The organism is Streptomyces sp. NPDC028305, from assembly GCF_055569495.1.
Genome location: NZ_JBVHTN010000006.1, coordinates 742,995 through 769,922, shown reverse-complemented (window position 1 = coordinate 769,922; position 26,928 = coordinate 742,995). Strand labels below are relative to the sequence as shown.

The 26,928-nt window shown below is 69.2% G+C and carries 26 protein-coding genes and 1 tRNA gene; 11 read left to right on the top strand and 16 right to left on the bottom strand.

From position 1 onward, the window contains the following. Window positions 1–225: 225 nt before the first annotated feature. Entirely contained in the window at window positions 226–900 is a 675-nt protein-coding gene (locus ACZ4WQ_RS28915) for a Crp/Fnr family transcriptional regulator (protein ID WP_003981529.1), read from the top strand. Window positions 901–1,008: 108 nt separating this feature from the next. Here the strand turns inward: ACZ4WQ_RS28915 and ACZ4WQ_RS28910 are convergent, their stop codons facing one another. From ACZ4WQ_RS28910 to ACZ4WQ_RS28900, 3 genes are read right to left on the bottom strand one after another with little or no spacing between them, the layout of a single operon-like run. Further along, complete coding sequence (locus tag ACZ4WQ_RS28910) at window positions 1,009–1,839, bottom strand: MBL fold metallo-hydrolase (RefSeq protein WP_311727055.1); 831 nt, start codon at window positions 1,837–1,839, stop codon at window positions 1,009–1,011. Further along, window positions 1,836–2,726, bottom strand: coding sequence for an NUDIX hydrolase (locus tag ACZ4WQ_RS28905; protein ID WP_385345656.1), 891 nt, complete (start codon window positions 2,724–2,726; stop codon window positions 1,836–1,838). The genes ACZ4WQ_RS28910 and ACZ4WQ_RS28905 overlap by 4 nt, the downstream gene beginning before the upstream one ends. Before the next feature lie 60 nt (window positions 2,727–2,786). Continuing rightward, the gene (locus tag ACZ4WQ_RS28900) at window positions 2,787–4,145 is read right to left on the bottom strand and encodes an RICIN domain-containing protein (RefSeq protein WP_398376559.1); all 1,359 of its coding nucleotides are present in this window, start codon (window positions 4,143–4,145) and stop codon (window positions 2,787–2,789) included. Between the two features lie 278 nt (window positions 4,146–4,423). Between ACZ4WQ_RS28900 and ACZ4WQ_RS28895 the strand changes: the two genes are divergently transcribed. Further along, window positions 4,424–5,218, top strand: coding sequence for a VOC family protein (locus tag ACZ4WQ_RS28895; protein ID WP_358843905.1), 795 nt, complete (start codon window positions 4,424–4,426; stop codon window positions 5,216–5,218). A gap of 130 nt (window positions 5,219–5,348) precedes the next feature. On the opposite strand, the gene ACZ4WQ_RS28890 is transcribed toward ACZ4WQ_RS28895, so the two are convergent. Together ACZ4WQ_RS28890 and ACZ4WQ_RS28885 are read right to left on the bottom strand one after the other, a co-directional pair. Further along, on the bottom strand, window positions 5,349–5,813 hold the full coding sequence (locus ACZ4WQ_RS28890) for a RidA family protein (RefSeq protein ID WP_311727050.1): 465 nt from the start codon (window positions 5,811–5,813) through the stop codon (window positions 5,349–5,351). After that, window positions 5,810–5,971, bottom strand: coding sequence for a DUF4177 domain-containing protein (locus ACZ4WQ_RS28885; protein ID WP_014178397.1), 162 nt, complete (start codon window positions 5,969–5,971; stop codon window positions 5,810–5,812). Before ACZ4WQ_RS28885 ends, ACZ4WQ_RS28890 begins: the two co-directional genes overlap by 4 nt. 71 nt (window positions 5,972–6,042) lie before the next feature. On the opposite strand from ACZ4WQ_RS28885, the gene bagA reads away from it, so the two are divergent. Further along, window positions 6,043–7,020 carry an ATPase BagA gene (gene bagA, locus ACZ4WQ_RS28880; protein WP_385345647.1) on the top strand — a complete coding sequence of 326 codons (978 nt, stop codon included), beginning with the start codon at window positions 6,043–6,045 and terminating at the stop codon, window positions 7,018–7,020. A gap of 160 nt (window positions 7,021–7,180) precedes the next feature. Then, entirely contained in the window at window positions 7,181–8,635 is a 1,455-nt protein-coding gene (bagB, locus tag ACZ4WQ_RS28875; protein ID WP_398376556.1) for an ATPase BagB, read from the top strand. Between the two features lie 164 nt (window positions 8,636–8,799). Here bagB and ACZ4WQ_RS28870 read toward each other — a convergent pair whose 3' ends face one another. After that, the gene (locus ACZ4WQ_RS28870; RefSeq protein WP_043487364.1) at window positions 8,800–9,135 is read right to left on the bottom strand and encodes a WhiB family transcriptional regulator; all 336 of its coding nucleotides are present in this window, start codon (window positions 9,133–9,135) and stop codon (window positions 8,800–8,802) included. A gap of 385 nt (window positions 9,136–9,520) precedes the next feature. Between ACZ4WQ_RS28870 and ACZ4WQ_RS28865 the strand changes: the two genes are divergently transcribed. After that, window positions 9,521–11,791 (top strand): transglycosylase domain-containing protein, encoded by a 2,271-nt coding sequence (locus tag ACZ4WQ_RS28865; RefSeq protein WP_398376553.1) that lies wholly within the window; start codon window positions 9,521–9,523, stop codon window positions 11,789–11,791. Window positions 11,792–11,880: 89 nt separating this feature from the next. On the opposite strand, the gene ACZ4WQ_RS28860 is transcribed toward ACZ4WQ_RS28865, so the two are convergent. After that, entirely contained in the window at window positions 11,881–12,351 is a 471-nt protein-coding gene (locus ACZ4WQ_RS28860; protein WP_352131842.1) for a GatB/YqeY domain-containing protein, read from the bottom strand. A gap of 77 nt (window positions 12,352–12,428) precedes the next feature. Here ACZ4WQ_RS28860 and ACZ4WQ_RS28855 point away from each other — a divergent pair, with 77 nt between their 5' ends. Both ACZ4WQ_RS28855 and ACZ4WQ_RS28850 read left to right on the top strand, forming a co-directional pair. After that, window positions 12,429–13,358, top strand: a complete 930-nt coding sequence (locus tag ACZ4WQ_RS28855; RefSeq protein WP_311727044.1) for a metallophosphoesterase — start codon at window positions 12,429–12,431, stop codon at window positions 13,356–13,358. 118 nt (window positions 13,359–13,476) lie between these two features. After that, a tRNA-Pro gene (locus tag ACZ4WQ_RS28850) sits at window positions 13,477–13,550 on the top strand. Between the two features lie 75 nt (window positions 13,551–13,625). Here the strand turns inward: ACZ4WQ_RS28850 and ACZ4WQ_RS28845 are convergent. The 7 genes from ACZ4WQ_RS28845 to ACZ4WQ_RS28815 all read right to left on the bottom strand — a co-directional run bounded on the left by ACZ4WQ_RS28845 (window position 13,626) and on the right by ACZ4WQ_RS28815 (window position 19,401). Beyond that, window positions 13,626–14,888: a tyrosine-type recombinase/integrase gene (locus tag ACZ4WQ_RS28845; RefSeq protein ID WP_398376550.1), complete on the bottom strand. Its 1,263-nt coding sequence runs from the start codon at window positions 14,886–14,888 to the stop codon at window positions 13,626–13,628. Next, window positions 14,885–15,094 (bottom strand): excisionase family DNA-binding protein, encoded by a 210-nt coding sequence (locus ACZ4WQ_RS28840; protein ID WP_398376548.1) that lies wholly within the window; start codon window positions 15,092–15,094, stop codon window positions 14,885–14,887. The genes ACZ4WQ_RS28845 and ACZ4WQ_RS28840 overlap by 4 nt, the downstream gene beginning before the upstream one ends. A gap of 70 nt (window positions 15,095–15,164) precedes the next feature. After that, entirely contained in the window at window positions 15,165–16,613 is a 1,449-nt protein-coding gene (locus ACZ4WQ_RS28835) for a replication initiator (protein WP_398376545.1), read from the bottom strand. 137 nt (window positions 16,614–16,750) lie between these two features. Continuing rightward, window positions 16,751–17,437 (bottom strand): DUF2637 domain-containing protein, encoded by a 687-nt coding sequence (locus tag ACZ4WQ_RS28830; RefSeq protein WP_398376543.1) that lies wholly within the window; start codon window positions 17,435–17,437, stop codon window positions 16,751–16,753. A 46-nt stretch (window positions 17,438–17,483) separates the two neighbouring features. Then, window positions 17,484–18,866 carry a cell division protein FtsK gene (locus ACZ4WQ_RS28825; protein ID WP_398376541.1) on the bottom strand — a complete coding sequence of 461 codons (1,383 nt, stop codon included), beginning with the start codon at window positions 18,864–18,866 and terminating at the stop codon, window positions 17,484–17,486. A gap of 2 nt (window positions 18,867–18,868) precedes the next feature. Then, window positions 18,869–19,066, bottom strand: coding sequence for a hypothetical protein (locus ACZ4WQ_RS28820; protein ID WP_398376539.1), 198 nt, complete (start codon window positions 19,064–19,066; stop codon window positions 18,869–18,871). Further along, window positions 19,063–19,401: an SCO3933 family regulatory protein gene (locus tag ACZ4WQ_RS28815; RefSeq protein WP_398376537.1), complete on the bottom strand. Its 339-nt coding sequence runs from the start codon at window positions 19,399–19,401 to the stop codon at window positions 19,063–19,065. Before ACZ4WQ_RS28815 ends, ACZ4WQ_RS28820 begins: the two co-directional genes overlap by 4 nt. A 169-nt stretch (window positions 19,402–19,570) precedes the next feature. Here ACZ4WQ_RS28815 and ACZ4WQ_RS28810 point away from each other — a divergent pair, with 169 nt between their 5' ends. Beyond that, window positions 19,571–20,062: a GntR family transcriptional regulator gene (locus tag ACZ4WQ_RS28810; RefSeq protein ID WP_398376535.1), complete on the top strand. Its 492-nt coding sequence runs from the start codon at window positions 19,571–19,573 to the stop codon at window positions 20,060–20,062. 1,548 nt (window positions 20,063–21,610) lie between these two features. Here the strand turns inward: ACZ4WQ_RS28810 and ACZ4WQ_RS28805 are convergent. Continuing rightward, window positions 21,611–22,036 (bottom strand): DUF6415 family natural product biosynthesis protein, encoded by a 426-nt coding sequence (locus ACZ4WQ_RS28805; RefSeq protein ID WP_398376533.1) that lies wholly within the window; start codon window positions 22,034–22,036, stop codon window positions 21,611–21,613. Between the two features lie 659 nt (window positions 22,037–22,695). Between ACZ4WQ_RS28805 and ACZ4WQ_RS28800 the strand changes: the two genes are divergently transcribed. Continuing rightward, a complete protein-coding gene (locus ACZ4WQ_RS28800) occupies window positions 22,696–23,520 on the top strand; it encodes a transcriptional regulator (protein WP_398376531.1) in 825 nt (274 codons plus the stop codon). On the opposite strand, the gene ACZ4WQ_RS28795 is transcribed toward ACZ4WQ_RS28800, so the two are convergent. Further along, window positions 23,501–24,160: an HAD family hydrolase gene (locus ACZ4WQ_RS28795; protein ID WP_398376529.1), complete on the bottom strand. Its 660-nt coding sequence runs from the start codon at window positions 24,158–24,160 to the stop codon at window positions 23,501–23,503. The genes ACZ4WQ_RS28800 and ACZ4WQ_RS28795 overlap by 20 nt on opposite strands. A 1,069-nt stretch (window positions 24,161–25,229) precedes the next feature. Between ACZ4WQ_RS28795 and ACZ4WQ_RS28790 the strand changes: the two genes are divergently transcribed. Then, on the top strand, window positions 25,230–25,718 hold the full coding sequence (locus tag ACZ4WQ_RS28790) for a hypothetical protein (protein WP_398376527.1): 489 nt from the start codon (window positions 25,230–25,232) through the stop codon (window positions 25,716–25,718). Between the two features lie 799 nt (window positions 25,719–26,517). Next, window positions 26,518–26,901, top strand: a complete 384-nt coding sequence (locus ACZ4WQ_RS28785; RefSeq protein WP_398376525.1) for a hypothetical protein — start codon at window positions 26,518–26,520, stop codon at window positions 26,899–26,901. Window positions 26,902–26,928: the final 27 nt, after the last annotated feature.

The window sequence follows — 26,928 nt, the reverse complement described above, 5'->3', positions numbered from 1 at the left end:
CCCGTACGGCCCCCTTGCCCCGTGCTGTCACCGGCCTATTGGACACCCAGCCAGCCTAAGCCCCGGCACTGACATACGCTCCGACCACCCGAAAGAGCCGCTCAATCGGACCCCTGCCGTACAGTGCCGCAGGCAGGTGCGTCAAACTTGTGATTGATCGCACTGTTTTACCGTCCGGCATCATGGGGACGTCGGTCCCCTGTGCATGTCGACAAGGAGAGTCTCGTGGACGACGTTCTGCGGCGCGCCCCGCTTTTCGCGGCGCTCGATGACGAGCAGGCCGCTGAGCTGCGCGCCTCCATGGGAGAGGTCACCCTCGCGCGCGGTGACGCCCTCTTCCACGAAGGGGACCCCGGCGACCGCCTGTACGTGGTCACCGAGGGCAAGGTGAAGCTCCACCGCACCTCTCCCGACGGCCGCGAGAACATGCTGGCCGTGCTCGGCCCCGGCGAGCTGATCGGCGAGCTGTCGCTCTTCGACCCCGGCCCGCGTACCGCCACCGCCACCGCCCTCACCGAGGTCAAGCTGCTCGGCCTGGGCCACGGCGACCTCCAGCCGTGGCTGAACGCCCGGCCCGAGGTCGCCACGGCGCTGCTGCGCGCGGTCGCCCGGCGCCTGCGCAAGACCAACGACCAGATGTCCGACCTGGTCTTCTCCGATGTCCCCGGACGCGTGGCCCGCGCCCTGCTGGACCTCTCGCGCCGCTTCGGTGTGCAGTCGGAGGAAGGCATCCACGTCGTCCACGACCTCACCCAGGAGGAGCTGGCCCAGCTGGTCGGTGCCTCCCGTGAGACGGTCAACAAGGCGCTCGCCGACTTCGCGGGCCGCGGATGGCTCCGGCTCGAGGCGCGCGCGGTGATCCTGCTGGACGTCGAGCGGCTGGCCAAGCGGTCCCGCTGAGGCACCCGCCGTACGTCGTACGCCGCATATGAGGAGGGCCCTCGCGAGGGCCCTCCTCGTACGTCCGCGTGCCGGACCTCAGGGCCCTGGCACCCCTGGCACCCGGCGTCAGATCAGCCCGTGCTCGCCCAGGTAGTCCAGCTGGGCACGGACCGACAGCTCGGCCGCCGGCCACAGAGACCGGTCCACGTCCGCGTACACGTGTGCCACGACCTCCGCGGGCGTGCGGTAGCCGCTCTCCACGGCCGTCTCCACCTGCGCCAGCCGGTTGGCCCGGTGCGCGAGGTAGTACTCCACCGCGCCGCGCGCGTCGTTCAGCACCGGCCCGTGCCCCGGCAGCACGGTGCTCACCCCGTCATCCACCGTCAGCGAGCGCAGCCGCCGCAGCGAGTCCAGATAGTCGCCGAGCCGACCGTCCGGGTGCGCCACCACCGTCGTGCCGCGCCCCAGCACCGTGTCGCCGGTGAGGACCGCGGCGTCGGCCGGGAGGTGGAAGGACAGCGAGTCGGCCGTGTGGCCGGGCGTGGGCACCACCCGCAGCTCCAGCCCGCCGGTGGTTATGACGTCGCCCGCGCCCAGCCCCTCATCCCCCAGCCGCAGCGCCGGGTCCAGGGCCCGTACGCGCGTACGCGTCAGCTCGGCGAAGCGCGCCGCGCCCTCGGCGTGGTCGGGGTGGCCGTGGGTGAGCAGCGTCAGCGCGACCCGCTTGCCCGCCCGCTCCGCCGTGGCGACGACCTCCTTGAGGTGCGCGTCGTCGAGCGGGCCGGGGTCGATGACGACGGCCAGGTCGGAGTCCGGCTCGGAGACGAGCCAGGTGTTGGTGCCGTCGAGCGTCATGGGGGACGGGTTCGGCGCGAGGACGCACAGCGCCCGCTCGGTGGCCCGGCCGCCGATCCCGCCCCCTCGCGGCTGGCCGGGCAGGGCCGCTGCGTACGTCATCCGGTCGCTCCTCCCGTGGGGCCGGTGGGAATGTGCTTGGTGAACTCGTCATGGCCCGGCCAGCTCAGCACGACCCCGCCGCCCTCCAGCCGCGCCCGCGCCAGTACGGGCGTGAGATCCCGGCCCGGGGCCGCCGCCAGTACGTCCGCGACCGTGCCGTACGGCTCCAGGTCGCGCAGGGTCGCGATGGTCGGCGGCATCATCAGCAGCTCGCCCCGGTCGTACCCCGCGGCCGCCTCGGCGGGCCGGATCCAGACCGTGTGGTCCGCCTCCGTCGAGACGTTGCGGGTGCGCTGACCGCTCGGCAGGGCGGCCACGAAGAACCAGGTGTCGTAGCGGCGCGGCTCGAACTCCGGGGTGATCCAGCGCGCCCAGCCCCCGAGCAGGTCCGAACGGAGCACGAGCCCGCGGCGGTCCAGGAATTCGGCGAAGGACAGCTCCCGGGCGACCAGCGCCGCGCGGTCCGCGTCCCACTCCTCGCCGGTCGTGTCCGCGACAACGGTGTCCGGGGTCGGGCCCGCGAGCAGCACGCCCGCCTCCTCGAACGTCTCCCGGACCGCCGCGCACACGATGGCCTGGGCCGCCGTCCCGTCGCCCTCCGCGAGGCCCAGCCGCAGCGCCCACTCCCGGCGCGAAGGCCCGGCCCAGGCCACCTCGCGCTCGTCACGCGGGTCCACCGAGCCGCCCGGATAGGCGTAGGCCCCGGCGGCGAAGGCCATGGACGTCCGTCGGCGCAGCATGTGCACGGCGGGGCCCTCCGCCCCGTCGCGCAGCAGCAGCACGGTCGCCGCCCGGCGCGGGGGCACCGGGGTGAGTTCGCCGTTCGCCAGCCGCCGGATGCGCTCCGGCCAGTCGGGCGGATACCACTGACCATTCGTAGTGGACATGGCCGGATGCTATGCGCTGGCGCGCGGATGTTCGAGGGGCCCGGGGGGTGACGCGCCGCCTCAGGGCGCGGTGAAACGGAATGCCTGGTCCGCCGCGCCGGTACAGGCGGTCTGAATCGCCTCGGCGCCCTCCGTACGGGGCGACTGGATCCCGACGCACAGCCCGCTGTGGACGGGGCGCAGCCGGAATCCGCCGTGGGACGGCTCCAGCCGGAAGTTCCTGTTGTCGGCGTTTGAACAGTCGTCCGGGTAGAGCAGGGCGCCCTGGTCCGTCGCGCCCCCGTCGACGGTCAGGCAGCCGAGGCCCTTGTCCGGGTCGGGGTGGTCCCACTGGATGCGGTAGACGCCGTCGCCGACCGCGTCCAGCGACACGCGGGGCAGTGGGACGTCGGCGCACGGCCTCTGGACGGCGATCTCATCCCTCCTGGTTTTCTTGCGGTCCCAGCCCTCAGTGAGGCAGAGGCCGGGGGCCGAGACGGGATGGATCCGCGTCGGACCCGCGGCGGGCAGACGAGGCTTGGAGCCGGTGGCCCTGGCCGTCGGGCCGGGCTTCGACGGGGAGGCGTCGCGGGTCGGGGACGCGGGCGCGGTGTCGTCGTCGGCGATGGGCTCCTCGGTGCCCGGCGTCTTCGAGGTGTCGGAGGTGTCGGAGCTGTCGGAGGGGGCCGGGGTCTTCGAAGGCGGGTCGGCGTCCGTGGACGGGCCGGCTCCGGCCCCGGACCGGGCGTCGGGGCCGGAGCCGTCGGAGCCCGAGAACGGCCCGTAGGCCAGCAGCAGCACCCCGACGGCGGCGGACAGCCCGACCGCGAGCGTGGGCAGATACCGTCTTCGCCACGCCGAGCCGGATGTGGGCTCTTCAGGTGCCGACCCGGGCTCCTTGCCGGAGGCGAGCACCTCGGCCCCTTCGGCCGGACGGCCGATCTCGTGGCTCCGCTCGCCCGGGTCGGCCGACGGTGGGCCATGGGACGGTGTGACGGCCGGTGTGGCGGCTTCGGAGGCCCGGGGCCCGGCTGCGCCGGCAGCGGCATGGGCATCGGGCTCCGGGGTCGCCTCGGACGCGGCTACGGAGACTGCGGCAGGCCCCGCGGCCGGAGCGGCCCCTGACGCGGCTTCTGACTCGGCGGGAGACTCGGACCCGGACGTGGCTATGGACAGCCGCCGACGGGCCGTCAGCCAGGAGGCCACGGCCTCCTCGTCCCCGCCGCACGCCCGTACGAACGCGGCGAGAAGCTGCTCCCTGGGCAGGTCGTCCCGGCTGAGCGCCCCCGAGATGGTGGCGCGCGGCAGCACGTCCCCGGCGTCCTCCGCCTTCCGTTCCAGCTGGCGATAGCTCAGGTCGGACCAACTGCGCAGCTGCCGCATCGCGACGACGAACTCGGCCGCGGTACGCGCCGCCTTCGGGTCAGGCCCCGTCTCCATGACCGCTCCTATGCGTTCGGGCTGTCCAAGCAGCCTAATCCGAACGCGAGTTGGCCAGGGCACGTCTATGGGCATGTTCATGCGGGATCGGTCCCCCTCGTCTCACAATGGCCTCGCGGCGGGCCATGAAGGAGCCTTTTCGGTGCCGTGCCGTCCGGCAACATCTCCCGGCGTCCCGGACAGTCCGGGATTGTCCGGTTGTCCCCGCCACAGGCGTCGGAGAGCGAATGTCAGTGGCGGGTGTCACCCTGGATGCACCGGTCGGGAAGGGAGGCGCCATGATCACCACGGACTATGTGCCCGGCTCGCCGTGCTGGATCGATCTCGGCGCGCCCGATGTCGCCGCCGCGGCCCGCTTCTACGGCTCGGTCTTCGGCTGGGAGCTCGAACCACCGGAGCCGGAGGCGGACGGATACGCCATCTTCCGGCTGGGCGGGAAGAGCGTCGGCGGCCTGGGCCCGCTCACCCAGGCGGGGGCCCGCTCGGCCTGGATGATCTACTTCCTGACGCCCGACGCCGAGGCCACGGCAGCGGCGGTGGAGCGGTCCGGCGGCTCGGTAAGGGTCGCTCCGCTCGACGCGGACGGCGAGGGCTGGATGGCGCAGCTCACGGACCCGCAGGGCGGCCAGTTCGCCGTCTGGCAGCCGGCGACGGTACGCGGCCTGGAGGTGGTGGACGCGCCGGGCTCCCTCTGCTGGACCGAGCTGTACACGACGGACGCGGCCGCCGCGAAGGAGTTCTACGGCTCCCTCTTCGGCTGGCAGACCCAGGACACCCCGCTGCCGGGCGACGGGGGGACGTACACGCTGGTCGCCCCGGCCGGCTTGGGCCCTGACCGCGCGCAGGGCGGCATCATGGGGCTGCCCGCGGATCACCTGGCGCTGGCCGGCGGCCGGCCTTACTGGCACCCGGTGTTCGCGGTCGCCGACTGCGACGCCACGGTCGCCAAGGTCACCGAGGGCGGCGGCAGCGTGCAGATGGGCCCGGTGGACATGCCGGACGTGGGGCGGCTGGCCGTCTGCCTCGACCCGTCCGGCGCGGACTTCGTGGCGCTTGCCCCAACGGCCGGCTGAGCCCAACCGCCGGCTGAGCCCGACGGCCGGCTGTGCCCGACGGAGCGCGCCCAGGAATCCCGCCCACGAAGGCGAGTCGGGCAGGCCCTGGGCCCGGTGGTCCCGTGGCCCTGTCCTGACCTGGTCGGGCCTAGTCCGCGACCTCGACCTGGATCTCGACCTCGACCGGCGCGTCCAGCGGCAGCACCGCCACGCCCACGGCGCTGCGGGCGTGCACCCCCGCCTCGCCCAGCGCCTCGCCGAGCAGCTCGCTCGCGCCGTTGATCACGCCCGGCTGCCCGGTGAAGTCCGGCGCCGAGGCCACGAAGCCCACGACCTTCACGACCCGCACGACCTTGTCCAGGTCGCCGATGGCCGACTTGACGGCGGCCAGGGCGTTCAGCGCGCAGACGCGCGCCAGCTCCTTGGCCTCCTCCGGCGTCACCTCGGCGCCGACCTTGCCGGTCACGCCGAGCTTGCCGTCGACCATGGGCAGCTGGCCCGAGGTGTAGACGTACGAGCCGGAACGGACCGAGGGCACGTACGCGGCCAGGGGCGCCACGACCTCCGGCAGGGTCAGGCCCAGCCCGGCGAGCTTGTCCTCGACCGCGCTCATGCGGCCTTCTCCCGCTTGAGGTAGGCCACCAGCTGCTCGGGGTTGTTCGGCCCGGGCACGACCTGGACGAGCTCCCAGCCGTCCTCGCCCCAGGTGTCCAGAATCTGCTTGGTGGCGTGTACGAGCAGCGGTACGGTCGCGTATTCCCACTTGGTCATAGGCCGACTGTAGTGCCTGTCTGCCGGGGCCTGGTGCGTAGCCCGGACGACGACTGGTTAGGCTCCCCACTGTGAGCAGGCTCCATGTCGTCAGTGGCAAGGGCGGAACCGGCAAGACCACGGTCGCCGCGGCACTCGCGCTGGCCCTCGCGACCGACGGCAGGCGAACCCTGTTGGTCGAGGTCGAAGGCCGCCAGGGCATCGCGCAGCTCTTCGAGACCGAGGCGCTGCCCTATGAGGAGCGGAAGATCGCCCGCGCGCCGGGCGGTGGCGAGGTGCACGCGCTCGCCATCGACCCCGAGTTCGCGCTCCTCGACTACCTCCATATGTTCTACAAGATGGGTTCGGCCGGCCGGGCGCTGAAGAAGCTCGGCGCGATCGACTTCGCGACCACCATCGCCCCCGGACTGCGCGACGTGCTGCTGACCGGCAAGGCGTGCGAGGCGGTGCGCCGCAAGGGCAAGGACGGCCGCTTCGTCTACGACTCCGTCGTCATGGACGCGCCGCCGACCGGCCGGATCACCCGCTTCCTGAACGTCAACCACGAGGTGGCGGGGCTCGCCAGGACCGGCCCCATACACAATCAGGCGCAGGCCGTGATGCGCGTCCTGAAGTCCCCAGAGACGGCGGTCCACATGGTCACGCTGCTGGAGGAGATGCCGGTCCAGGAGACCGCGGACGGCATCGGGGAGCTGCGTACCGACGGGCTGCCGACCGGCGGGGTCATCATCAACATGGTGCGGCCCGCGGTCCTCGACCACGCGACCGTCGACACCGCCGCCAACGGTCAGCGCGCCGCCGTCGCCAAGGCCCTGTCCCAGGCGGGGCTGGGCGGGGCGCGGCGCGGCGGGCTCGCCGAGCGCCTGGTCGACCCGCTGCTGGCGCAGGCCCGCGAGCACGCGGAGCGCGTCGCCCTGGAGCGGACACAGCGGGCTGAGCTGACGGACCTCGGGCTGCCCCTGTACGAGCTGGAGCTGCTCACCGACGGCATCGACCTGGCCGGCCTGTACCGGCTCGCGGCGGATCTGCGCAAGCAGTGGCCGATGTGACCCGCACGGCGACCCGTACGGCTGCCGAACGGGCCGTGCGGGTGCCGCGGCAGACACAGGCGGCACAATCAGCACGAACAGTACGAAGAGCAGGGACTGCACAAACTGCACGGGCCGCAAGAGTGAGCGGTACGAGCCGTACGCAGGAGGCGGCATAAGCATGGACATGGCACCGCGGCTGGACACCGACGCACTGCTGGCCGACCCCGAGACCCGCATCGTGGTGTGCTGCGGCTCCGGCGGCGTCGGCAAGACCACGACGGCCGCCGCCCTCGGCGTACGGGCCGCGGAACAGGGCCGCAAGGCCGTCGTCCTCACCATCGACCCGGCCCGCCGGCTCGCACAGTCGATGGGCATCGACGCGCTGGACAACGTGCCGCGCCGGGTCGAGGGCATCGACGGCGCGGCGGGCGGCGAGCTGCACGCCATGATGCTCGACATGAAGCGGACCTTCGACGAGTTCGTCGAGGCGCACGCCGACCCCGAGCGCGCCCGCGCGATCCTCGCGAACCCCTTCTACCAATCACTTTCGGCCGGTTTCGCGGGCACGCAGGAATACATGGCCATGGAGAAGCTCGGCCAGCTGCGGGCCCGCGACGAGTGGGACCTGATCATCGTCGACACGCCGCCGAGCCGGTCGGCGCTGGACTTCCTGGACGCCCCGAAGCGCCTCGGCTCCTTCCTGGACGGAAAGTTCATCAAGATCCTGATGGCCCCGGCGAAGGTCGGCGGCAGGGCCGGGATGAAGTTCCTGAACGTGGGCGTGTCGATGATGACGGGCACGGTCAGCAAGGTGCTGGGCGGGCAGCTGATGCGCGATGTACAGACCTTCGCCGCGGCCATGGACACCATGTTCGGCGGCTTCCGCACCCGTGCGGAAGCCACCTACCGGCTGCTCCAGGCCCCGGGTACGGCCTTCCTGGTGGTGGCGGCCCCGGAGCGGGACGCGCTGCGCGAGGCGGCCTACTTCGTGGAGCGGCTGGCCGCGGACAAGATGCCGCTGGCGGGGCTGGTACTGAACAGGGTGCACGGGAGCGGCGCCGTGCAGCTCTCGGCGGAGCGGGCGCTGGCGGCCGCGGAGACGCTGGCCCTGGGCCTGGCCGAGACACCGGGCACACCGGCCCCGGCGAACTCGGCGGAGCAGACGGACGAGGCCGACCCGGTGGACGTGGCGTACGCGACCGTCCCGGCCGACCCGGCCGACCCGGCCGACCCGGCCGACCCGGCCGACCCGGCGGACGACCCCGAAGCCATGGCCGTCACCATCAACAGCCCAGAAAATCTTGGCAAGGGCGGCATTGTCGACCCCGGTTCAGGGAATGCTCAAGGGCAGAACGCCTCAGCGGCGGACGACTCCTCGGCATCTGACCCCGACGGCTCCCCCACGTCGGCAGAGCGGCTCGCCGTGGGGCTGCTCCGGTTGCACGCGGAGCGTATGCAGGTGCTCGCCCGCGAGCAGCGCACACACCACCGCTTCACGGCACTGCACCCCGAGGTTCCCGTGGCGGAAGTGGCCGCGCTCCCCGGCGATGTACACGACCTCGCGGGGCTGCGGGCGATCGGCGAGCGCCTCGCGGACCAGACGGAGCGGCAGCCGGGGCACGCGGCGGGCTGACGGGCCGGGCCGGTCGACCGGGCGAGCCGACAAGCCGGACGCGGGCGCGCGACAGCGCGGGGCGGCGCACCACGGCGCGGGAACGGCACAGGGCGCGCGAGAGCGCCACAGCACCCCACACCCGCGCTCAGGCGCTGGGCCCCACGAGAACTCTTGGCCGACGGCTAACCGACGGCGGCGAAGCGCTCGTACTCCTCGTCGTCGAGCGGCAGGATCCCCGCACCGCGCTCGTACTCGAGGCGTGCGGTCTCCAGCAGTCGGCGCCAGGAGGTGACCGTGGGACGGCGGCGCAGCAGCGCCCTCCGCTCACGCTCGGTCATTCCACCCCACACGCCGAACTCGACGCGGTTGTCCAGCGCGTCGGCAAGGCACTCGGTGCGCACCGGGCATCCGGTGCAGACCGCTTTGGCCCTGTTCTGTGCCGCGCCTTGGACAAACAGTTCATCTGGATCAGTCGTGCGACAGGCGGCCTGCGCACTCCAGTCGGTTACCCAGCCCATGCTGGCGCCGTCCTCTCCCGATTCGGAGCTCCCCCACGGCGACAAACGGCATATTCACCGTCGCCAGTTGAGGACGTTACGGAAGGCGGACAGGGTGCAACACCCCCAGCGGGCCCAATCTTGGATGGCCCGAACGGACTATGGGTACGCGGCAGATCACCCAACGGAGTGAGCTGACGACATCCGTGACTTCCCGTACGAATGGGGGCAGTTCACCCACGCCAGAAGGGGCACGACGGGACGCAAGATCACAAATGGGACAGGACTCATCACTCACTCGAGTGATGAGGAGGATGGTGCTCGACCGCACCTGGGTGACTGGCGTGAAACAGCGTATGCGAACAGGTGGTCCCCTGTCCGGCGATTCGACACGTAGGCTGCCCCCATGGGTAACAAGCGTTCGGGCGGAGGGCTGTCCTCCGCTCAGCAGGCCGCGAAGTTTCTCGGTGTCAGCGTGCTCGCGGGAGCGGTGCTGGCCGGGCTCGCGCTGCCCGCCGTCGGCGCGCTCGGGCTCGCGGCCAAGGGAACGGTCGAGGGATTCGACGAAATTCCGGCCAATCTCAAAACGCCGCCGCTCAGCGAGCGGACCACCATCCTGGACGCCAAGGGCGGCGAGATCGCGAAGGTCTACTCCCGCGACCGCACCATCGTGGAGCTCAAGGACGTCGCCCCGTACATGCAGAAGGCGATCGTCGCGATCGAGGACGCGCGCTTCTACGAGCACGGGGCGGTCGACCTCAAGGGCGTGCTGCGCGCGCTCAACAAGAACGCTCAGGAAGGCGGCGTCTCCCAGGGCGCCTCCACGCTGACCCAGCAGTATGTGAAGAACGTCTTCGTGGAGGAGGCGGGCAACGACGCGGAGCGGGTCGCCGAGGCCCAGAAGCAGTCGATAGGGCGCAAGATCAAGGAGCTGAAGTACGCGATACAGGTGGAGAAGGAGCTGGGCAAGAAACGGATCCTCCAGAACTACCTGAACATCACGTTCTTCGGGCAGCAGGCCTACGGCATCGAGGCCGCCTCCCAGCGCTACTTCAGCAAGCACGCCAAGGACCTGAAGCTGGAGGAGGCAGCGCTGCTGGCCGGCCTCGTCCAGTCGCCCAGCCGCTACGACCCGGTCAACAACGCGGAGGTGGCCAAGGCCCGCCGCGACACCGTGCTCCAGCGCATGGCCGAGGTGAAGGACATCACCCACGCCCAGGCCGACGCGGCGAAGAAGAAGCCCCTCGGCCTCAAGGTCAGCTCGCCCAAGAACGGCTGCATAACGGCCGTCGACGGCGCCGGGTTCTTCTGTGACTACGTCCGCCAGGTCTTCCTCAACGACCCGGTCTTCGGCAAGACGCGCGAGGCGCGCTCCCAGCGCTGGGACCGCGGCGGTATGACGATCCGTACGACGCTGGACCCGCAGGCCCAGAAGTCGGTCCAGAGCTCGATCAAGACCCATGTCTACAAGGACGACCCGGTCGCCACCGCCGTCACGCTCGTCCAGCCCGGCACCGGCAAGGTGGTCGCCATGGGCCAGTCCAGGCCGTACGGCTTCGGGCCCAACGACCTGACGATCAACCTGTCCGCGGACAAGGCCATGGGCGGCTCGAACTACGGCTTCCAGGTCGGTTCGACGTTCAAGCCGATCACCGCGGCGGCCGCCCTCGAGCAGGGCAAGAAGCCGTACCAGCGCTATTCGTCCCCGTACAAGATGGACTACCCGAGCCCGGTGTCCACGTGCAACGGCACCTGGTCCAACGGCAGGGAGGGCGCGACCGTCGAGAACGAGGACATCAGCGAAAAGGGCCCGTATGGCATGCAGGAGGCGCTCGCCAAGTCGATCAACACCTACTTCGTGCAGATGATCAGCGACATCGGCGTCTGCCCGGTCACCGAGATGGCCGAGAAGATGGGTGTGAAGCGCGCCGACGGCGAGAAGCTCAACCAGGTGCCCTCCCTCACGCTCGGCACCGAAGGCTTCTCTCCGCTGACGATGGCCAACGCGTACGCGACCTTCGCCAACCGCGGCGTCTACTGCACGCCGGTCTTCATCGAGTCGATCACCGGCCCGGGCGGCAAGGACCTCGAGGTCCCCAAGTCCTCCTGCACGCGCGCCATGTCGCAGAAGACCGCCGACACCATGAACACCCTGCTGCGCGGCGTCGTCGAGGACGGCACCGGCAAGAAGGCGGGCCTGGACAACCGGCCGAGCGCCGGTAAGACGGGTACGACGGACGAGCGCAAGGCCGCCTGGTTCGTCGGCTACACCCCGAACCTCGCCGGCGCGGTCTGGGTCGGCGGCTCCGGCTCCAAGGGCGTCAAGATGGAGAACATCCGGATCGGCGGCATCCTCCACGACAAGGTCTACGGCGGCGACACCCCCGGCCCCATCTGGAAGGACGCCATGAACGGCGCCCTGGAGGGCAAGACGGTGGAGCAGTTCGTCACCGTGCCGATCAAGGACCCGAGCGACCGGAAGCGCGACCGCGACGACAACGGCGACAAGCCGGGCCGCGACAACGGCGGGAACAACGGCGGCCAGGACAAGCCGTGGCCGGACGTCACCATCCCGCCGGACCTGATCGGCGGAGGCGACGGCTGGTCCGGCGGCAACCGGGGCGGCAACGGAAACGGCGGCAACGGGAACAACAACGGCGGCTGGAACTTCCCGTAGCGGAGGCCGGACGAGCGAGCGGCAGCAAAGCGGGCCCGGACGATGTCCGGGCCCGCTTTGCCGTAGCTTCTCTCGCCCGCCGCGGCGGGTCAGCCCTCGGCGAGCCGCTTCTTGACCGCGGCGGCGACCCGGCCGCCCTCGGCCCGGCCCGCCACCTTCGGGTTCACGATCTTCATTACCGCACCCATCGCACGCGGCCCCTGCGCCCCGCCGGCCACGGCCTCCTGCACGGCCTCCGCCACCAGCGCGGCCAGCTCCTCGTCCGAGAGCTGCTTGGGCAGATACTCGGCGAGCACCTCGCCCTCGGCCCGCTCCCGCTCGGCCTGCTCCACCCGACCGCCCTGCGCGAACGCCTCGGCCGCCTCGCGGCGCTTCTTGGCCTCGCGCGTGATGATCTTCTCCACCTCGGCGTCGGACAGCTGCCGGGCGGTCTCGCCCGCGACCTCTTCCTTCTGGATCGCGGTGAGGGTCAGCCGGAGCGTGGAGGAGCGCAGCTCGTCGCGCGCCTTGATCGCCGCGGTGAGATCGTCGTGCAGCCTGGACTTGAGCGTGGTGGTCATGGCGTCGAGTCTGCCAGCCCTGGCCGGGAATCACCCGAAGATTTCTCGCCCGTCCACGGTCTGCGACCATGGTGACCATGCGCGCGCGATACGGAGTACCCCTGGGAATCACGGCGGTCGGCGCCGCCGGCCTCATCTACGCCGCCGGCTTCGAAGTCCGGTCCTTCCGCCTCCGACGGGTGACCGTCCCCGTACTGCCGCGCGGCATGCGGCCCCTGCGCGTCCTCCAGGTTTCCGACATCCACATGGTCAGCGGCCAGCGCAAGAAGCAGCGCTGGCTCCAGTCCCTGGCCGGGCTCCGCCCCGATTTCGTCATCAACACGGGCGACAACCTCTCCGACCCCGAAGGCGTCCCCGAGACGCTGGACGCGCTCGGCCCGCTCATGGAGTTCCCCGGCGCGTATGTCTTCGGCTCGAACGACTACTACGGCCCCACGCCGCGCAACCCCGCCCGGTACCTGAAGGAGAAGGCCAGCGGCAAGCACGGCCTGAACGGCAATCCCCCCGTCGTCGGCGCGGTCCACAACCCCTGGGAAGAGCTGCGCGACGCCTTCGACGCGGCCGGCTGGGTCGGCCTGTCGAACACCCGCGGCCGGCTCAAGCTGGACGGCGTGGAGATCGCCCTGACCGGCCTCGACGACCCGCACATCAAGCGCGACCGCTACGGCGAGGTGGCCGGCGGCCCCGAATCCGACGCCGACCTCTCCCTGGCCGTCGTCCACGCCCCCTACCTGCGCGTCCTCGACGCCTTCACCGCGGACCGCTACCCGCTGATCCTCGCCGGTCACACCCACGGCGGCCAGCTGTGCATCCCCTTCTACGGCGCCCTCGTCACCAACTGCGACCTGGACGCCCGCCGCGTCAAGGGCCTCTCCACCCACCACGCCGCCGGCCACACCTCCTACCTCCACGTCTCCGCCGGCTGCGGCACCAACCGCTACACCCCGGTCCGCTTCGCCTGCCCGCCCGAGGCCACCCTCCTCACCCTCACCCCGCCCAGCCCCTGACCCCCCGGGGTGGGCCGACCGCCGCCCGACGGCCGGCCCACCCCGCCCCGACCTGCGAGGCCCCGAAAACCGGATTTCGTCTCTGGCCACGGGTCCGCTAAAGTAGAGCTCGTTGCTTCGGGGTGTAGCGCAGCTTGGCAGCGCGCTTCGTTCGGGACGAAGAGGTCGTGGGTTCAAATCCCGCCACCCCGACACAGGTCAGAGGGCCACCTACTAATTTAGTAGGTGGCCCTCTGCGCTACGTACAGCAGCGGAGTACAGCAACCTCTACGGCTCTTGCCGATCTTTCTTCTTCGGCTTCCGCTTGCTGGCGCCGTCCAGCGCCTTACCCAGCTTGCGCAGCGCACGGCGGGTCCCGTCGGACGGAACGTGGGTGTAGACCTCCATCGTCACCGCGATCTCCGAGTGACGGAGGATCTGCATCGCGATCCGGGGATGCACGTCCATCGCGGCGAGCAGCGACGCACAGGTGTGACGTGTGTCATGCACCCGGATCGTCCGCACCCCGGCCCGGTCGCAGCGCCGGTTGAACTCCCGGTTGAAGTTCCTCGGCTCAATGGGCGTACCGAAGCGGGTGGTGAAGACGAAATCCGAATCGGTCCACGACTCCCCCGCCGCAGCCTTCGAGGATGCCTGCTCCTTCTGCCGGAGGCGGAGAGCCGCCAGGCAGATATCGGGCAGCGGAAGCACCGCCTCAGACGCCTCGGTCTTGGCGGTGTCCGAGTGGAGCAGCTGCCGCCGTACGCGCTGGAGCTGATGCTGAATGCGCAGCTCGCCCGCGTCGAGGTTCACGTCCGACCAGGTGAGCCCCAGCACCTCCCCCTTGCGGAGGCCGAGCACCAGGACCAAGGCGTACGCCCCATAGAGGTAGTCCCGCATCGCGCGGGCGTTCTCCAGGAATGAGCAGGCTTCCTCCACCGACCACGGATCCGGCCGCTTCCGCCGCGCCCGCTGGACCTTGATCAGCTGTGCCACGTTCTTCGAAATCAGCTCTTCGACCACCGCGTTGCCCAGCGCGCTCCGCAGCACGGTGCGGGCATCGTTCACCGAACGCTTCGAGAGGGTCTGGTGGCAGCACTGACCCCGAGCGCAGCAGCGCCGCTTGTTCTCCGGCCGGGCCGCATCCTTGCCTTGGGCACAGCACTGGCATGTGTCGGCAAGCTTGTTCATCCACGTCCGCATGTCCCGCACTGTCAGCCGATCGAGCCGTTTCGCCCCGAGGAGCGGCACGATGTAGCGGCGGACGTTGGTCTCGTACGTGGCGGCGGTCAACGGCCGGAGGTTCGGCTCCACGACTTCCCGCAGCCAGTACGTCAGGTACTGCTCCAGCGTCGGCACTTTGGTGGCGACAGGGCCCTTCTTCGCTTCCGCGTGAAGCTTGATCCACTTATCGTGAACCTCGGTCCGCGTCTTGCCGTAGACGTACTTGCGCTTCTTCTTGCCCTCCGGGGTGGTGACCCAGGCGTAGGCGGCGAAGCCGTTCTTGTAGGGGTAGATGGACCCTTCGCCGTTGCCGCGCTTGCCGCTCATGCGGACCACCTCTCGGTCTCGTCGTGGGCGCAGCGGTCGACGTACTCATCCACCCAGGCCGGGAGGATGCGCCGGTTACGGCCGACCTTGACCGAGCGGATTTCGCCGGTGAGGACGAGCATCTTGGTCTTGGACAGGCCGAAGCCGAGCATCTGGGCAACCTCGGCCGTGGTGTGCCACTTGCGCGTTATCGCGGTCGTGGTCATCCGGTGGTTTCTCCTTCCGTTCCGGGGGCGGGTGCGGTCACGGCCTCGGGGATAGTTGGCAGGCCAGTACTCAAAGCCAGGGGGCTCCTTCTGTCTTGAGGCGTTCGGCTTGGGCGAGGTCGTGGCGTACTTGGGCGGCGATGAGTTCTTCGCCGGGGCTGTAGCCGGAGGCGAGGTATTGCCAGTGGGAGAGGACGAGGGTGGTTTCCTCACTCGTCTCGGGAACTCCCGCGGGGCGTGCTTGCTCGGCGCGCCAGGCGCGGCGTACGTCGCGGAGTGCGCCGAGGGTGGTGGAGTAGCGGCGGGATTTGCTAGAGAAGTGGCCCCGGAAGCCGAGCATGTGAGCCCACTTCCAGAGCTTGAGGTCGGCGAATTCGGGGAGGTGGCCGAGGTCCCACGCGGTGCGGATCATCTGGCGGACGTGGCTGTGCACGGGCAGGTCCGCGATGGGTTCGGACTGGCCGGTGCCCTCACACTGTCCGCACAGGTCCCGGAAGCCGTCGGGCCCGTGCCGGTAGCCGCTTCCAGCGCAGTGGGCGCAGCGCAAGGAGCGGTCCACCGTGCCGGAGTCCTCCGCGCTCTTGGTCGCGTACTTGGCGACGTAGGCGGCGACCTTCTGATCGGTCAGCTCACCGTCCCCGAGGGCGGCGATCTCCCGGATATCGAGCTGATCACCCCACCCGAGTTGGCGTTCGCCGATCGCGTCGGAGGCAACAGTGAGCACGGCTCGCCCAGCGGCCTCTTTGATCGCGTGGGTGAGTGCGTCGCTGGTGGCCCAGGCGGGCGGGGCCTGGTTGCTGCCTTCCGGGCCGTCAAGCCGGATGACGGCGTGGAAGTGGACCAGGCCGCGCCGCTGGTACTCCGCGACTTTGGCGAAGGAGACCCGCAGCGAAGCGTTCAGCGCCTTCTGTGTCATGCCGAGGTGCGCGGCCAACTCGCGACGCAGGTAAGTGGTGAAGCGAGCCCAGAGCGCTCCAGCGTGCGCGTTCCACAGCACGGCCCCCGCGTAGTCGTAGGTGGCAGGGGACAGCGGAGTGCCGAGGGCGGGGTCATCGGCCGGGTGGCGGATGCCGCAGCGGCAGGCCAGGTTCTGGCCCGCGTCGGTGGTGCGGCGGTTGTGCACCGGCCCAAACGACGGAGCGGTCAGGGTGACGAAGACCCGGGGGTGTGTGCGGACGGCCTCAGGCACTGTCTTGCCGCCGGAGAGTCCGGCTTTGATCAGGTGGTAGGTGTCTGCGGCGTAGAGGCGGGAGCACGCCGGGCAGCGGGAGGAGCGGCGGTTACCGCACGCGGTCAGGAGGCGGCCGGTCGGTTCATCGGCGGTGCTGTACGACCGCAGCACGGTGTTCGTCGTGGCGTCGAGGGTCTGAGTGGTGCCGACGAGCTGAACAGGGCGGGAGCAGCCCCGGACGCGGCTGATCTGGTCGTGGACGCGGTCGAAGTCGGGGAGGTGGGCGAGTTCGATGAGGTCCCGCAGGGCCAGGCTCGCCACGTGGCGCAGGTCCAGGGGGCGTTTCACGGGTGGCTTCCTTTCTGGGAGGAGGGGCCCCGAGCAGGGCAGGCCAAGGCGTGCGGGTGCTGCTCGGGGCATGGCGAACCGAGCCCGGTAGGACAGGAGGGCCAGGAGGAGGGTTTGCCGGAACGGCCGGCACGGGGTCAGAGCTGGGCGTGCGCGGCAGTGGCCAGGGGGAGAGCGACGCCGAGGCGGGTCCGGAGCTGGGCCGGGGTGATAGGTGCGCCATGCTCGGCCCTGTAGGTGTCAGCGATCGTGCGGGCCGCGTTCAGCAACGGCACAGGCACGGTGACCGCCGGAGGCGTCACGGATTCCGGAGCCGGAGCCGGAGCCGGAGCCGAGGCCGGGGCAGGCTCAGCGATCGGCGCGGGAGCTGTCTCGGCTGGAGCCGGGTCCGGGGCGGCAGCTTCCGGGGCCGGAGCGGTGTGGATGACGGCGTGGAAGTGGCGCAGGAGTTGCGGGCCCACGGCTCCCCAGCCCAGGAGGAGGAGCGGGGCGACGGCGTCCACGGCGGCGCGGCCGTAGTGCTTGGCGACGAGGGGTTCGGCGACGTTGAGGGCCAGGGTCAGCAGCCCGGACAGGTGCATCAGGCGTGTGGCGCCCTTGATCTGCTCGGCGGCGATGCCGCGCAGAGACAGGTAGCGCAGGGCCACCAAGAGGCCGACAACGGACAGGTCGACCATGGGGGCGATCAGCGGGGCGATCGGGCGCGGGACGCCCAGGCGCAGGGCAAGGGCCCAGACGTTGCCGAAGGAGAAGACGAAGGCCAGGCCCGCGATGACGACCATGACCACGGTCACCGTGCGCTGAGTGATCCGATCCTCAGACATAAGAGTTCACCTCCTTCCGGTGTCTGGCTGGTCAGGGTGCAGAGGGTCACTTGGCCAGGAGGACCGGCGCACTGGTGGGACCGGTCAGTTGTTCATCGAGGAGTTCGGCCGGGTCGCGGGTCAGATGGGCGGTGTCAGCAGCAATACGGGCCGCGTCCTCATCAGCCACGTACGGGGTGCGGATGCGGGTGAAGCCGGGGCGGCCCTGATGAGCCATGGAAGCCACGCCGACATAGACCGGATCCTGAAGAGCCGTCGGATTGGCGTCCGGCCAGTTCCGGATGTCCTCCCCCAGTGCGACCACGGCCGCCTCTGCCGTCTTCTGCGCGAAGGACAGGCCGACCGGGCACACGTCCCGGATGAAGGTGGGGATGGCATCCCCTGTTGCCTTCTGCGTCGCGATGATCACCAGGATGCCGACGCTCCGGCCCTTCTTCACCAGGTCCTCAACCAGCCGGGCGTTGTCAGCGGCCAGCGCGGCAAGCTTCTTGGTCTGCGCGTCGGATCCCTTGTAGTCGCGGAAGTAGGTGTGTGCCTCATCCACGATCAGCACCGTCAGTGGCCAGGTGGCGGAGGGGCCGAGGTGCCACATGTTCTTGACGCCGAGCACGGCTCGGATGGACGCCGAGCGGTCCCGCCGCAGCTTGACCAGCCGCTTGAACAACGCGTTCGCTTCTTCGAGGTCATCGCCGACGAACGCGAACATGCGTTGCGCCAGGTCGGCGTAGTCGCCCTCATGGGAGGAGGTGACCTTGCCGTCCGCTACGGCGTACTGGATCGCCGCAGAGGGTGCGGTGTCGCAGATGAACTTGTTGACCAGCGAGGTCTTGCCGAAGCCGGGCAGCCCGGCCACCGTGACCCCGGGCACGTCCGACAGGCTCACGTCGATCGGCTGGGCGTACTCGTCCAACCCCAGCCCCCACACGGCCAGTTCCTCAGGGACCTCCCCCGTGGGTATGTGCTCGGTTGGGACGATCAGCGGGTCAACCCGTACGCCACGGATCACCAGCTGCCCCGGCTTGTCGGGGAGGACCGAGACCCGCGTACACCGCCACGCGTCCGCCAAGTAGGGGGCCGCCCGCTGGAACTCCGCCAGGCTCACCTTCGGCAGACACACCGCCCGCACCACCACCCCGTACCGGTCGGCCCTGACCTTGATCTTCGGGATGAGGACCCGGGGCTTGGGCACCTTCCCGTCCGGCGCCACGATCACCGCAGCCGGAGGTGTCTTGTCGGTCACCGACAGGCCCGCCATCGGAGCCAGCCGACGCCAACCACGCCGCACCCGGACCGCTTGCCGGATGCTCGCCCGCGTCATCTTGTCGGCACGCACATAGCGCACCACCCACCACACGGCCCATATGGTGCTCAGGGCCAGGGCCGCCCCGGCCAGAGCCGGAGCCAACCCGATGACTTCACCCACCGTCACAGTCAGTCCTTGTTCTTGTAGAGAAATGCGTACAGGGACATCCGGAGTTCCAGCAGGTCACGGCCAGCTGCGATCTTCGGGTAGCCGTGCGACTCGATCACCTCGACCACATCCAGGAGCAGGCCGTTCGTGAAGCGCGAGTCGTCATCCCCGCTCTCCGGCTCGACCGGATAGACCGGCTCAGGCTTGGCGGTCGTCACTTGACCAGCTCCAGCGCCGCCGCCCGGTAAGCGATCCCGTCGGACAGCTGCCCGTTGAAGATGCGCGCCCACGGCGTAGCGAACAGCTCCACCACCCGCACCGGGACACCCGGCTGAAGGCCGTCCGGCAGGCCGCTTGCCGGAACGGTCAGCTTCATCTGCTCCGCCCGGCCCTCCTCCATGAGGAAGACGGTCAGGGTGTGCAGGGTCTCCCCGGTGTCCCGGTCGGTGGCCAGCTCGCCCGTCTCCGGGTTCTTCACCTTCGGGATCGGCGCCGTGCCAGCGATGAACATCGTCGAGGGCAGCAGCCCCACGCGGATACGGGTCATAGCCATGCCTTGCTTCCTTTCGGTAGGTGCTCCGCCCGGTGGCGGGGCGTGATCATTACAACCTCGCTCACCTAGCAATGTCAAGCGAACGAAGTCTGCTAGGCACCGAGGGATATACGGGTGTGTTTGTCAGAGGGATGTGCTAGGGCTGCTAGGTCTCGCTACCCTGATAGGTATGACATCTGCCAGCTCCGCGAAGCCTGACCGTCGGCCGCCCTACCAGCACGCAGCCGACGAGCTTCGGCGCGAGATCAAGGCAGGTCGCTACAAGCCGGGTGACCAGCTCCCGCCCTACCGGGAACTGCAAGAGCGTTTCGGCGTGGCCAACATGACCGCCCGTTCCGCCTTGAACGTCCTGCGCGAGGAAGGACTCATCTACACGATCCAGGGCCGGGGCAGCTTCGTTGCCGACTACGAGGGCAACGGCATCGACTACACCGCGCCTGCCTGGTACCTCCGGAACTCGGCCGGGGCCCCTTCCGAGAAGCTTCCCGTCAGCGACTCCGGTGAGGGGGAGACTGGAAGTCCCGAGGCCGCCGAACCCTCCCTCACCGAAGTTCTTACCGCATTGCGTGACGAGATCCGAGCGCTCAGCGCCGAGCATCAGGAACTGCGCCGGGAAGTCGAGGAGTTGAAGAAGGCCCAGCAGCAGGACCCGCGTTCCTGAGTTGCGCGACCTCCTGTCGCATTTCCCTCGCTTCACGGGCGAGCCTTGCCACCGCGGCCCTCATTTCGCGGACCAGTGCGGCCACCTCCTCCGCCTCCCGGTTGTGAATGCTGACCAACTCGCTTCCTGAGTCGCGTATCTGCTCGGTCATGTTTCCCCCGTTCACTGCCGTGCCGTTGTTGCGTACTGCGTTCACCCAACCGCCGGGGGCTTGCCCAAAGGCTTGCCCAGCGGTTATCCACCGCCGAATCGGGGCTTGCCCGTACGCCCGGCAAGCCGTAGTCGCGGCTGTCGAGCCAGGCCAACCAGTCCGATCGGCCAGGGCGAGGCGCGGCCCCAGCGCAGCGGAGCTGTTCAAAGTTTCTTTACTGGATCAAGAAGCGGCCCGCTTGCGCGGGCCGCGCGCGCTGGCGGCCCGTGGCCGCCGCCCGCTCCTGTCTCCGCCCCGCTCAGCGGCGCCCCCGACCCACTCAGCGCGCCACCCCACACCAGCAACCCACCAGAGCCAGTCAGCACCTGGAACACTCGCCCGCGGTGCTCCCGCCGACCGCAGCGGAGACGCCGACGCAGCAGCACGACCAGGACCACGCGCCCAACCGGCCAGCCGTCGAAGGGCGGCTACGCAGAGCGGCTTACATGACCAGCCGTCCGCCGACTGCGGCCATCGCCGTTGTGCGCGCAAAGAGGCCAGCAGGGAGAGGGGGCGCCCGGCCGGGGGCATGTCGATCGTCGGCCCTTGCCCGATGTGGCCGGCCGCCGTACTGCCACCGTCACGGATGCGGGAGCGTGAGCAGACCGCGCCGCCCGGTCGTGGCGGGCGGGGGGCAGCTGCTGCCGCGAAGTGGCTCAGGCCGCCGTGGTCGCTGCGCGTCGGCGCGGGCATCGTCGTGGCCGGACAGCGTGTCGTAGACGCTCTGGTGACCGCCACCACCGAGCCCACGGCGCCGTTTCTGCCTCGCACTCGTCCCCACCCCTTTTGCTTCGCCTGAACTCATCTGGGAATGGGCGGTGTCGAAGCGAGCACGACAACCACCCCGGTACCATCGGGCACCAGGGTCCTGAACAGGGACTCTCCGCCGGACCACCCCGGATGCTTGCAGGCGCAGGGGTGGTCCGGTCTTGTCTATGTGGTTGTTGTGCGCGGTCCGGCTCCCCACCCGCCCGAGCGGGTATGAAGTCGCGGAGAGCCGGACCGCAGACGGCGAAGGGTCCAGGTCCGCCGTCGCCCCTTGGGCGCAGTGGGCGTGACATCTGCGAGACGGGCGAATGGACGGGGGCGCATGCCCGCCTCACAGCCACAACGCCCAAGGGAGCAGGAGGGCGGGAGCTACCGGGTCCTTCCCGGGGACGGCAGCCCCCGCCCCGTCTTTGGGCGGCGAACTGCGGCCGAGCGGAGTGGGATGCCCTCGATGTTCAGCAATCGGTACAGCGCGTAGTACGAGATGCCGAACTTCTCGCGTATCTCTTTCACTTCCAGGCCATCGCGGTATGCCTCCAGGATCTGTTTCTTCAACGGCCCCCACTTCGCCGGTACACGGCGAGCCGTCGTCATCCCTTGCGTTCCGTTTGCAGGCCGGAGTTTTCGAGGAGGAAGCGGCAGGAGTAACCCAATCCCTGTACGTGCGCCTTGGCCGACAGCAGACCGGAGCCGAGCCCCGTGCCCACCTCGTAGGGGATCGAGCTGAGTTTGCTCACCTTCCCGTACCACTCCACCGTGCCGTGGTTCAGGCAGTCGATCCGCTTCGCCGCCAAGGGCGTCAACGCCTCAATGTGACCCACCAAGGCGTCACGCAGCTCGCACAGATCCTCGTACCGAGGAATAGCCGAACTCTCCACCAGCGCCCGGCCGATCAACACTTTGATCTGTTCCACGTCCACCTTGCCAGCGCTCACGGCAACCTCGATCGCGCCCACAGGTGGGTTGTGCGGGGGCTCTTCTTGCTGCCCACCCGCACGCTTCACCGCCTCGCCCATGCCTTCACCCCGCATGCTTGCTCTGTGTCTGGCTTAGACATGGTGGAGTTAGAGGACGTCCCATTGAAGGCCCCTCAGAGGACGGGAAGAGGACGTCTTGAGGACCTATCAGGTTGGTCGCACAGGTGGGGGTCCCCAAATCGGCCTTCCAAAGCTACGGTGAACCGAGTTGCCCCCGTCGAAAGCCGTGAGGAAGTCCAGTGCCCAGGCCAGTAGGAAACGCGCGGCTCAAGGCCGCTCGGCAGGCAGCCGGATACGCGTCTCAGGAAGCGTTCGCCGAGGCGATCCGTAACACCGCGCCTCAGCTTGGCATACGGTCGTTGCAGATCAGCGTGCGCCAGGTCCGCCGCTGGGAGTCGGCGAATCCACCATGGCCGCAGCCGGACGTTCAGCGTGTACTGACGCACCTACTGGGCCAACCCATCGAGGACCTGGGGTTCACCGCGCCATGGGGCCGGACGAGTTCGACGCAGGAGGGCGCCAGTCGTCGGCCCGTCGCAGCATCCGGCGCGCCCGCGATCGGCGCCGCCCCCGGACCACTGCCCATAGCGAGCAATGCCACGCAACCAGCCACCGCAGGCAACGATTTCGCAGCGATCACCGCCGCTCACCGACGCCTGTACTGGTCCGTCCAGCCCTCCCAACTCCACGCCAGCGTCATGGAACACACACGCCTCGGCACGGCGCTCATGGGAGAGACAGCCGGACGCTGCCGCACCATTCTTGCCGCCGCTCTCGCCGAGTCCTACCTGTTGGCCGGGCGTATCGACTTCTTCGACCTCCAGCAGCCCCAAGCCGCAGGAAACGCGTTCGTGCGCGGCCTCCAGGCCGCCGGGGAAGCCGATGACGCACTACTCGGAGCGGCGATCCTGGCTCACACCGCGTTCATCCCAGGATGGGCAGGCCAGAGGGAAGACGCCGAAGAGCGGATGTCTGCCGCCCGCGCCTACGCCCGCAGGGGCAACGCGCCCGCGATGATGCTCGCCTGGCTTGACGCCGTCGAGGCCGAGTGCATGACGCGGTGCAGTGACACCCGCACGGCACTGCGCCTGATAGCCCACGCCGAAGACGTGTTGGCCGAAGGTGACGCGGAGGAGCCGTGCCCGGTGTGGATGGACTGGTTCACTCCTGTCCGCCTGGCCGCCTTCAAGGGCAACACACAGCTGATCGCCGGACATACAGCGCAGGCCCGGACCACGCTGCTTGGAGTGCTCGACGCCTTGCCCGCCGACGACGGCAAACAGCGGACGATCATCCTCGGCGATCTGGCGGCCGTGGAGGCTGCGGCCGGTCAGCCGGAGGAAGCCTGCCGATGGGCCAATGAAGCACTCGATCAGCTGAGTATCACGTGGTACGCCGCAGGCATGGACCGGATCCGCGATGTCCGCAAGCGGCTCCATGCCTGGCGCAACGAACGGTGGGTTCGCGATCTGGATGACCGCATGTACGGCTGGGGAACGACCGTCAGCGCCCTTCAGTGCTGAGCTTGGCGACCAGCTCCGGCAACTCGTCGAGGCTGTGCACGCGGAAGGTCGGCATCTCGACGGCGTCCGGATCATCCCATTGGATGGTGGCCCATGGCCCGCGCCGGATCAGCGCCGTCTTCATGCCCACCTTGGCCGCCGGGCGGATGTCGTTGTCCATCCGGTCGCCCACGTAAAGGATCTCCTCGGCCTGGCAGGGGGCCGCGTTCGCCACATGGGAGAAGAACGCCGGGTCGGGCTTGGACACGCCCCAGTCGTCGGACGTGCAGATGAAGTCCGCCGGAAGGCCAAGGAAACGCAGAATGCCCCCGGCCCGTACGGTCTGGTTGCCCGCGATGCCCACCCACAGACCGGCATCCCGCAGCGCCGCCAACGTGGGACGGACATCCGAGTACAGATCACTGTCATCGAAGTGCTCGGGCTGGCCGGCCTGAGCCCGCTTCTCCCGCTCTTCGGACAGATCAAACCCGGGGCGGAAGACCTGGAACGTTTCGCGGTAGTCCCGACCCTGAGCGATCACGGCGCCGAACGCCGCCGCGAACGTGTGCCGGGGCACCCCCAGCCAATCCGCCCACGTGCCATACTCGCGCGTCTCGTCTACCAGGCACTCACCGACATCGAACACCACAGCTCGGATCATGTGAGCAGGGTAGGACAATCGGAGCGCGCCTTGCGGACGCTGTCCAGAGGCTCGCTCCGACCACGGAGAAAGAGGGCCGTCAGGGGTGTGCCAGTCGCTTGCTGGAACAAGGACACGACAGCGTTGCGCGGCCTGTCGGTGTGAGCCTTGCTCTGGCTAGTTCTTGATCGCTGTGATCAGAACGGCGAGGGACCAGAGCAGGGTTGCCGTCGGCGGAAACCAGGCCAGCACACGTGAACTCTGCGCTGGGCTAGGGGTGGCCTGACAACCGGTGACATGCGCACAGCTCTGGCTGTGATCACCGTTTCCTTCTAACTGCGGCTGGTTCATATTGCCTCCACCTGTCGAACGGTCATGGTCTGGACCAGTGAGGCGGCCTCTGAGTGATGGGAGTCATGTGCGAGGCGCCGTCCTTACTGGACCAGTGATACCAGGCATCGTCTTTTCGGCCGTGGCTGCACGGACGTGTTCGGACGCCTCGATTAGCCCTCTGACCAGCAATTATTCACTGCGCGTGCAATGAATTACGGGTGGTCTAGACCGAGGTGAACTGCTCGAATGACGTGTGGCGGAGTCGCTACCTGGCAGAACGTGGCCCGACAGGGCGAGTGTTCGAGTTTGTAAATTGGCCGAAAATCTCCGTTCTGCCGGAGTGGCAGCCTGGGACGGGCGCTATCGCTCGGGTGACCTACGGATGGACGTCTTCTGACGGCAACGCTGACGGCAACGAGGGCACGTGTCGCCCACCAGCGGCCCGCATCGAGCACCAAGCCGGGCAGCCGCCAGAGCCCGCACCAGGCCCCCGCCCGAACCTACGGATCAAGAGGTCCTGAGTCGGGACCGTGGCCGCTCAGCTGATGGCCTGACGGCAGTCGTTGACGGCAACAGGGGTGCACATCGCCGTACCGCGAGACTCGTCCGCACACCGGGCAGGCCAGGGCGAGGCATAGACGGGCTGATCACTGCATTGGGGTGGCGAACTCCATAGGCTGGTGCCAGGCGGGAGTGCAGGTTGGCTTCCGTGAGGAACGGCTGCGCGAAGAAGAACCGGCCGGGCACAATGGCACGCGTGGGGGATCTTCAACTCGCGCTGATCGCCGCTGGCTCAGCTCTGGCTGGCAGTGGGCTTACCGGATGGTTCACCATCCTCGCTGGCCGTCGTCAGGCAGGCGCCGCGCAGTACGCAGGAGACAAGCAAGCCGAAGCCGTCCTGAGGACGGTACAACAGACCCTTGATGAGCAGCGCTTGGCGCGCCTCCAGGACGCCAGACGTGCCGCCTATGCCGCCTTTCTGACCGCTGCTGAGCAGAAGGCAGAAGAGCTGAGCCCGGGTGGACGAATTGTGAGCACGGCACGCAGGTCGGACGCGACAATCGATCTCTATGTGGCGTTGAATCTCGTCGAACTCGAGGGACCGCCATCGGTGCTCGAACAGGCTGTGAGGGTGCGCAGTCTGCTGAATAGGCCAGCTTCAGACCGTTCGATGAACCACGAGATGTACCGAAGGGCGCGGGCGCAGTTCATCACCGCCTCACAGGAGGCATTGAAGAACGGCTGACCAGCCGCAAGGTGGGTGGTGTCCGCACCCCGCCAGTTCTCCTCGTCAACCAAGGCGGCTGGGAAGAACGAGACATCAGCGACCTCGAAGCCTGCCAGCGACTTGTCTAGGGCCCAGCCGTGACGGCAGTCATCGACGGCAACATCTGTGTACTTGGCCGCATCGCTGAACGCCTCCACTGCCCTTCCTCGACACAATCGCAAGCTGCGGGCGTGCTCGCACCGATGCCTGACCGAACTCCTAAGGCGGTGGTCAGCGAGTGCTGTACAGCAGCGAAGTACAGCAACCACCTCAACCACAGTCGACCGACACCGCCCCCAGCCGACCGGCTGACCAGCCCAGCAGACCTCAGCGACCACCCCGCCCGTAGTTCGGGACGAAGAGGTCGTGGGTTCAAATCCCGCCACCCCGACTGAAGGAACACCAGGTCAGGGGCCTGATCCGCGAAAGCGGATCGGGCCCCTGACTCGTTTCCGGGACCCCTTGGGAGCCGTTTGGGAGCCGACCCAGAAATCCGGCTCCCAGACCGCTCCCATTCCTCCCCCACGGGGGCGGCACCTGGCGCATCACGGGGAAGCCTCCAAGCGCACGCGCAAGTGAGGTGCGCCACGACGCGAGGTGGCTGCCGACACAAGCGGCCAGCGCATGCGTCTCTCCATTCCCGATGTGCCACCATCCCTGGGACCAGGTTCCGAGCGGTGCTCCCGGATACAGCTGACACCGACCGTGAACGATGCTGGCGTTGCCGACGCTTCTCTCCACGGCCGATCCTGGGCACCAGGCAGGCAAGGAGGGCAGGATGGGGCTCGTACTCTTCCCCGGAGACGGCAACGTGACCAGCCCGGACGTCTCCTGGTCCTATGCCGGCTTCAACGTGTTCAGGGAGTGGCTGGCCCAGGCCGAGGGATTCACTCTCGCCGAGATGTACGGCTTCGGCGGAGACCGCCCGTGGAACAGCGTTTCCACGACTCTGGCACCACTACTCGACCATCCAGACGACGATGCCCCCGACCTCACGCCCGCTCAATGCGCGGCCATGCTGCCCCGGTTGGAAGCAATCATCGACCAGCGGCAACACGATGGCAGCGATCCCGTTCTCCAACGGCACACCGATGACGCCCACCAGCTGGTCGCCGTCATGAGGTTCTGCCTGAACAAGGACGTCGCGCTCATCTTCGGGTGACCACCGGACCGCAGCGCGTCCTCTGCA

Excerpts from the sequence above, each read along its gene's own strand:
- ACZ4WQ_RS28910 (WP_311727055.1), bottom strand. The coding sequence starts at position 1,839 with ATGACGTACGCAGCGGCCCTGCCCGGCCAGCCGCGAGGGGGCGGGATC.
- ACZ4WQ_RS28905 (WP_385345656.1), bottom strand. The coding sequence starts at position 2,726 with ATGTCCACTACGAATGGTCAGTGGTATCCGCCCGACTGGCCGGAGCGC.
- ACZ4WQ_RS28900 (WP_398376559.1), bottom strand. The coding sequence starts at position 4,145 with ATGGAGACGGGGCCTGACCCGAAGGCGGCGCGTACCGCGGCCGAGTTC.
- ACZ4WQ_RS28895 (WP_358843905.1), top strand. The coding sequence starts at position 4,424 with ATGATCACCACGGACTATGTGCCCGGCTCGCCGTGCTGGATCGATCTC.
- ACZ4WQ_RS28890 (WP_311727050.1), bottom strand. The coding sequence starts at position 5,813 with ATGAGCGCGGTCGAGGACAAGCTCGCCGGGCTGGGCCTGACCCTGCCG.
- ACZ4WQ_RS28885 (WP_014178397.1), bottom strand. The coding sequence starts at position 5,971 with ATGACCAAGTGGGAATACGCGACCGTACCGCTGCTCGTACACGCCACC.
- bagB (WP_398376556.1), top strand. The coding sequence starts at position 7,181 with ATGGACATGGCACCGCGGCTGGACACCGACGCACTGCTGGCCGACCCC.
- ACZ4WQ_RS28870 (WP_043487364.1), bottom strand. The coding sequence starts at position 9,135 with ATGGGCTGGGTAACCGACTGGAGTGCGCAGGCCGCCTGTCGCACGACT.
- ACZ4WQ_RS28865 (WP_398376553.1), top strand. The coding sequence starts at position 9,521 with ATGGGTAACAAGCGTTCGGGCGGAGGGCTGTCCTCCGCTCAGCAGGCC.
- ACZ4WQ_RS28860 (WP_352131842.1), bottom strand. The coding sequence starts at position 12,351 with ATGACCACCACGCTCAAGTCCAGGCTGCACGACGATCTCACCGCGGCG.
- ACZ4WQ_RS28855 (WP_311727044.1), top strand. The coding sequence starts at position 12,429 with ATGCGCGCGCGATACGGAGTACCCCTGGGAATCACGGCGGTCGGCGCC.
- ACZ4WQ_RS28845 (WP_398376550.1), bottom strand. The coding sequence starts at position 14,888 with ATGAGCGGCAAGCGCGGCAACGGCGAAGGGTCCATCTACCCCTACAAG.
- ACZ4WQ_RS28840 (WP_398376548.1), bottom strand. The coding sequence starts at position 15,094 with ATGACCACGACCGCGATAACGCGCAAGTGGCACACCACGGCCGAGGTT.
- ACZ4WQ_RS28830 (WP_398376543.1), bottom strand. The coding sequence starts at position 17,437 with ATGTCTGAGGATCGGATCACTCAGCGCACGGTGACCGTGGTCATGGTC.
- ACZ4WQ_RS28815 (WP_398376537.1), bottom strand. The coding sequence starts at position 19,401 with ATGGCTATGACCCGTATCCGCGTGGGGCTGCTGCCCTCGACGATGTTC.
- ACZ4WQ_RS28810 (WP_398376535.1), top strand. The coding sequence starts at position 19,571 with ATGACATCTGCCAGCTCCGCGAAGCCTGACCGTCGGCCGCCCTACCAG.
- ACZ4WQ_RS28805 (WP_398376533.1), bottom strand. The coding sequence starts at position 22,036 with ATGGGCGAGGCGGTGAAGCGTGCGGGTGGGCAGCAAGAAGAGCCCCCG.
- ACZ4WQ_RS28800 (WP_398376531.1), top strand. The coding sequence starts at position 22,696 with ATGGAACACACACGCCTCGGCACGGCGCTCATGGGAGAGACAGCCGGA.
- ACZ4WQ_RS28795 (WP_398376529.1), bottom strand. The coding sequence starts at position 24,160 with ATGATCCGAGCTGTGGTGTTCGATGTCGGTGAGTGCCTGGTAGACGAG.
- ACZ4WQ_RS28785 (WP_398376525.1), top strand. The coding sequence starts at position 26,518 with ATGGGGCTCGTACTCTTCCCCGGAGACGGCAACGTGACCAGCCCGGAC.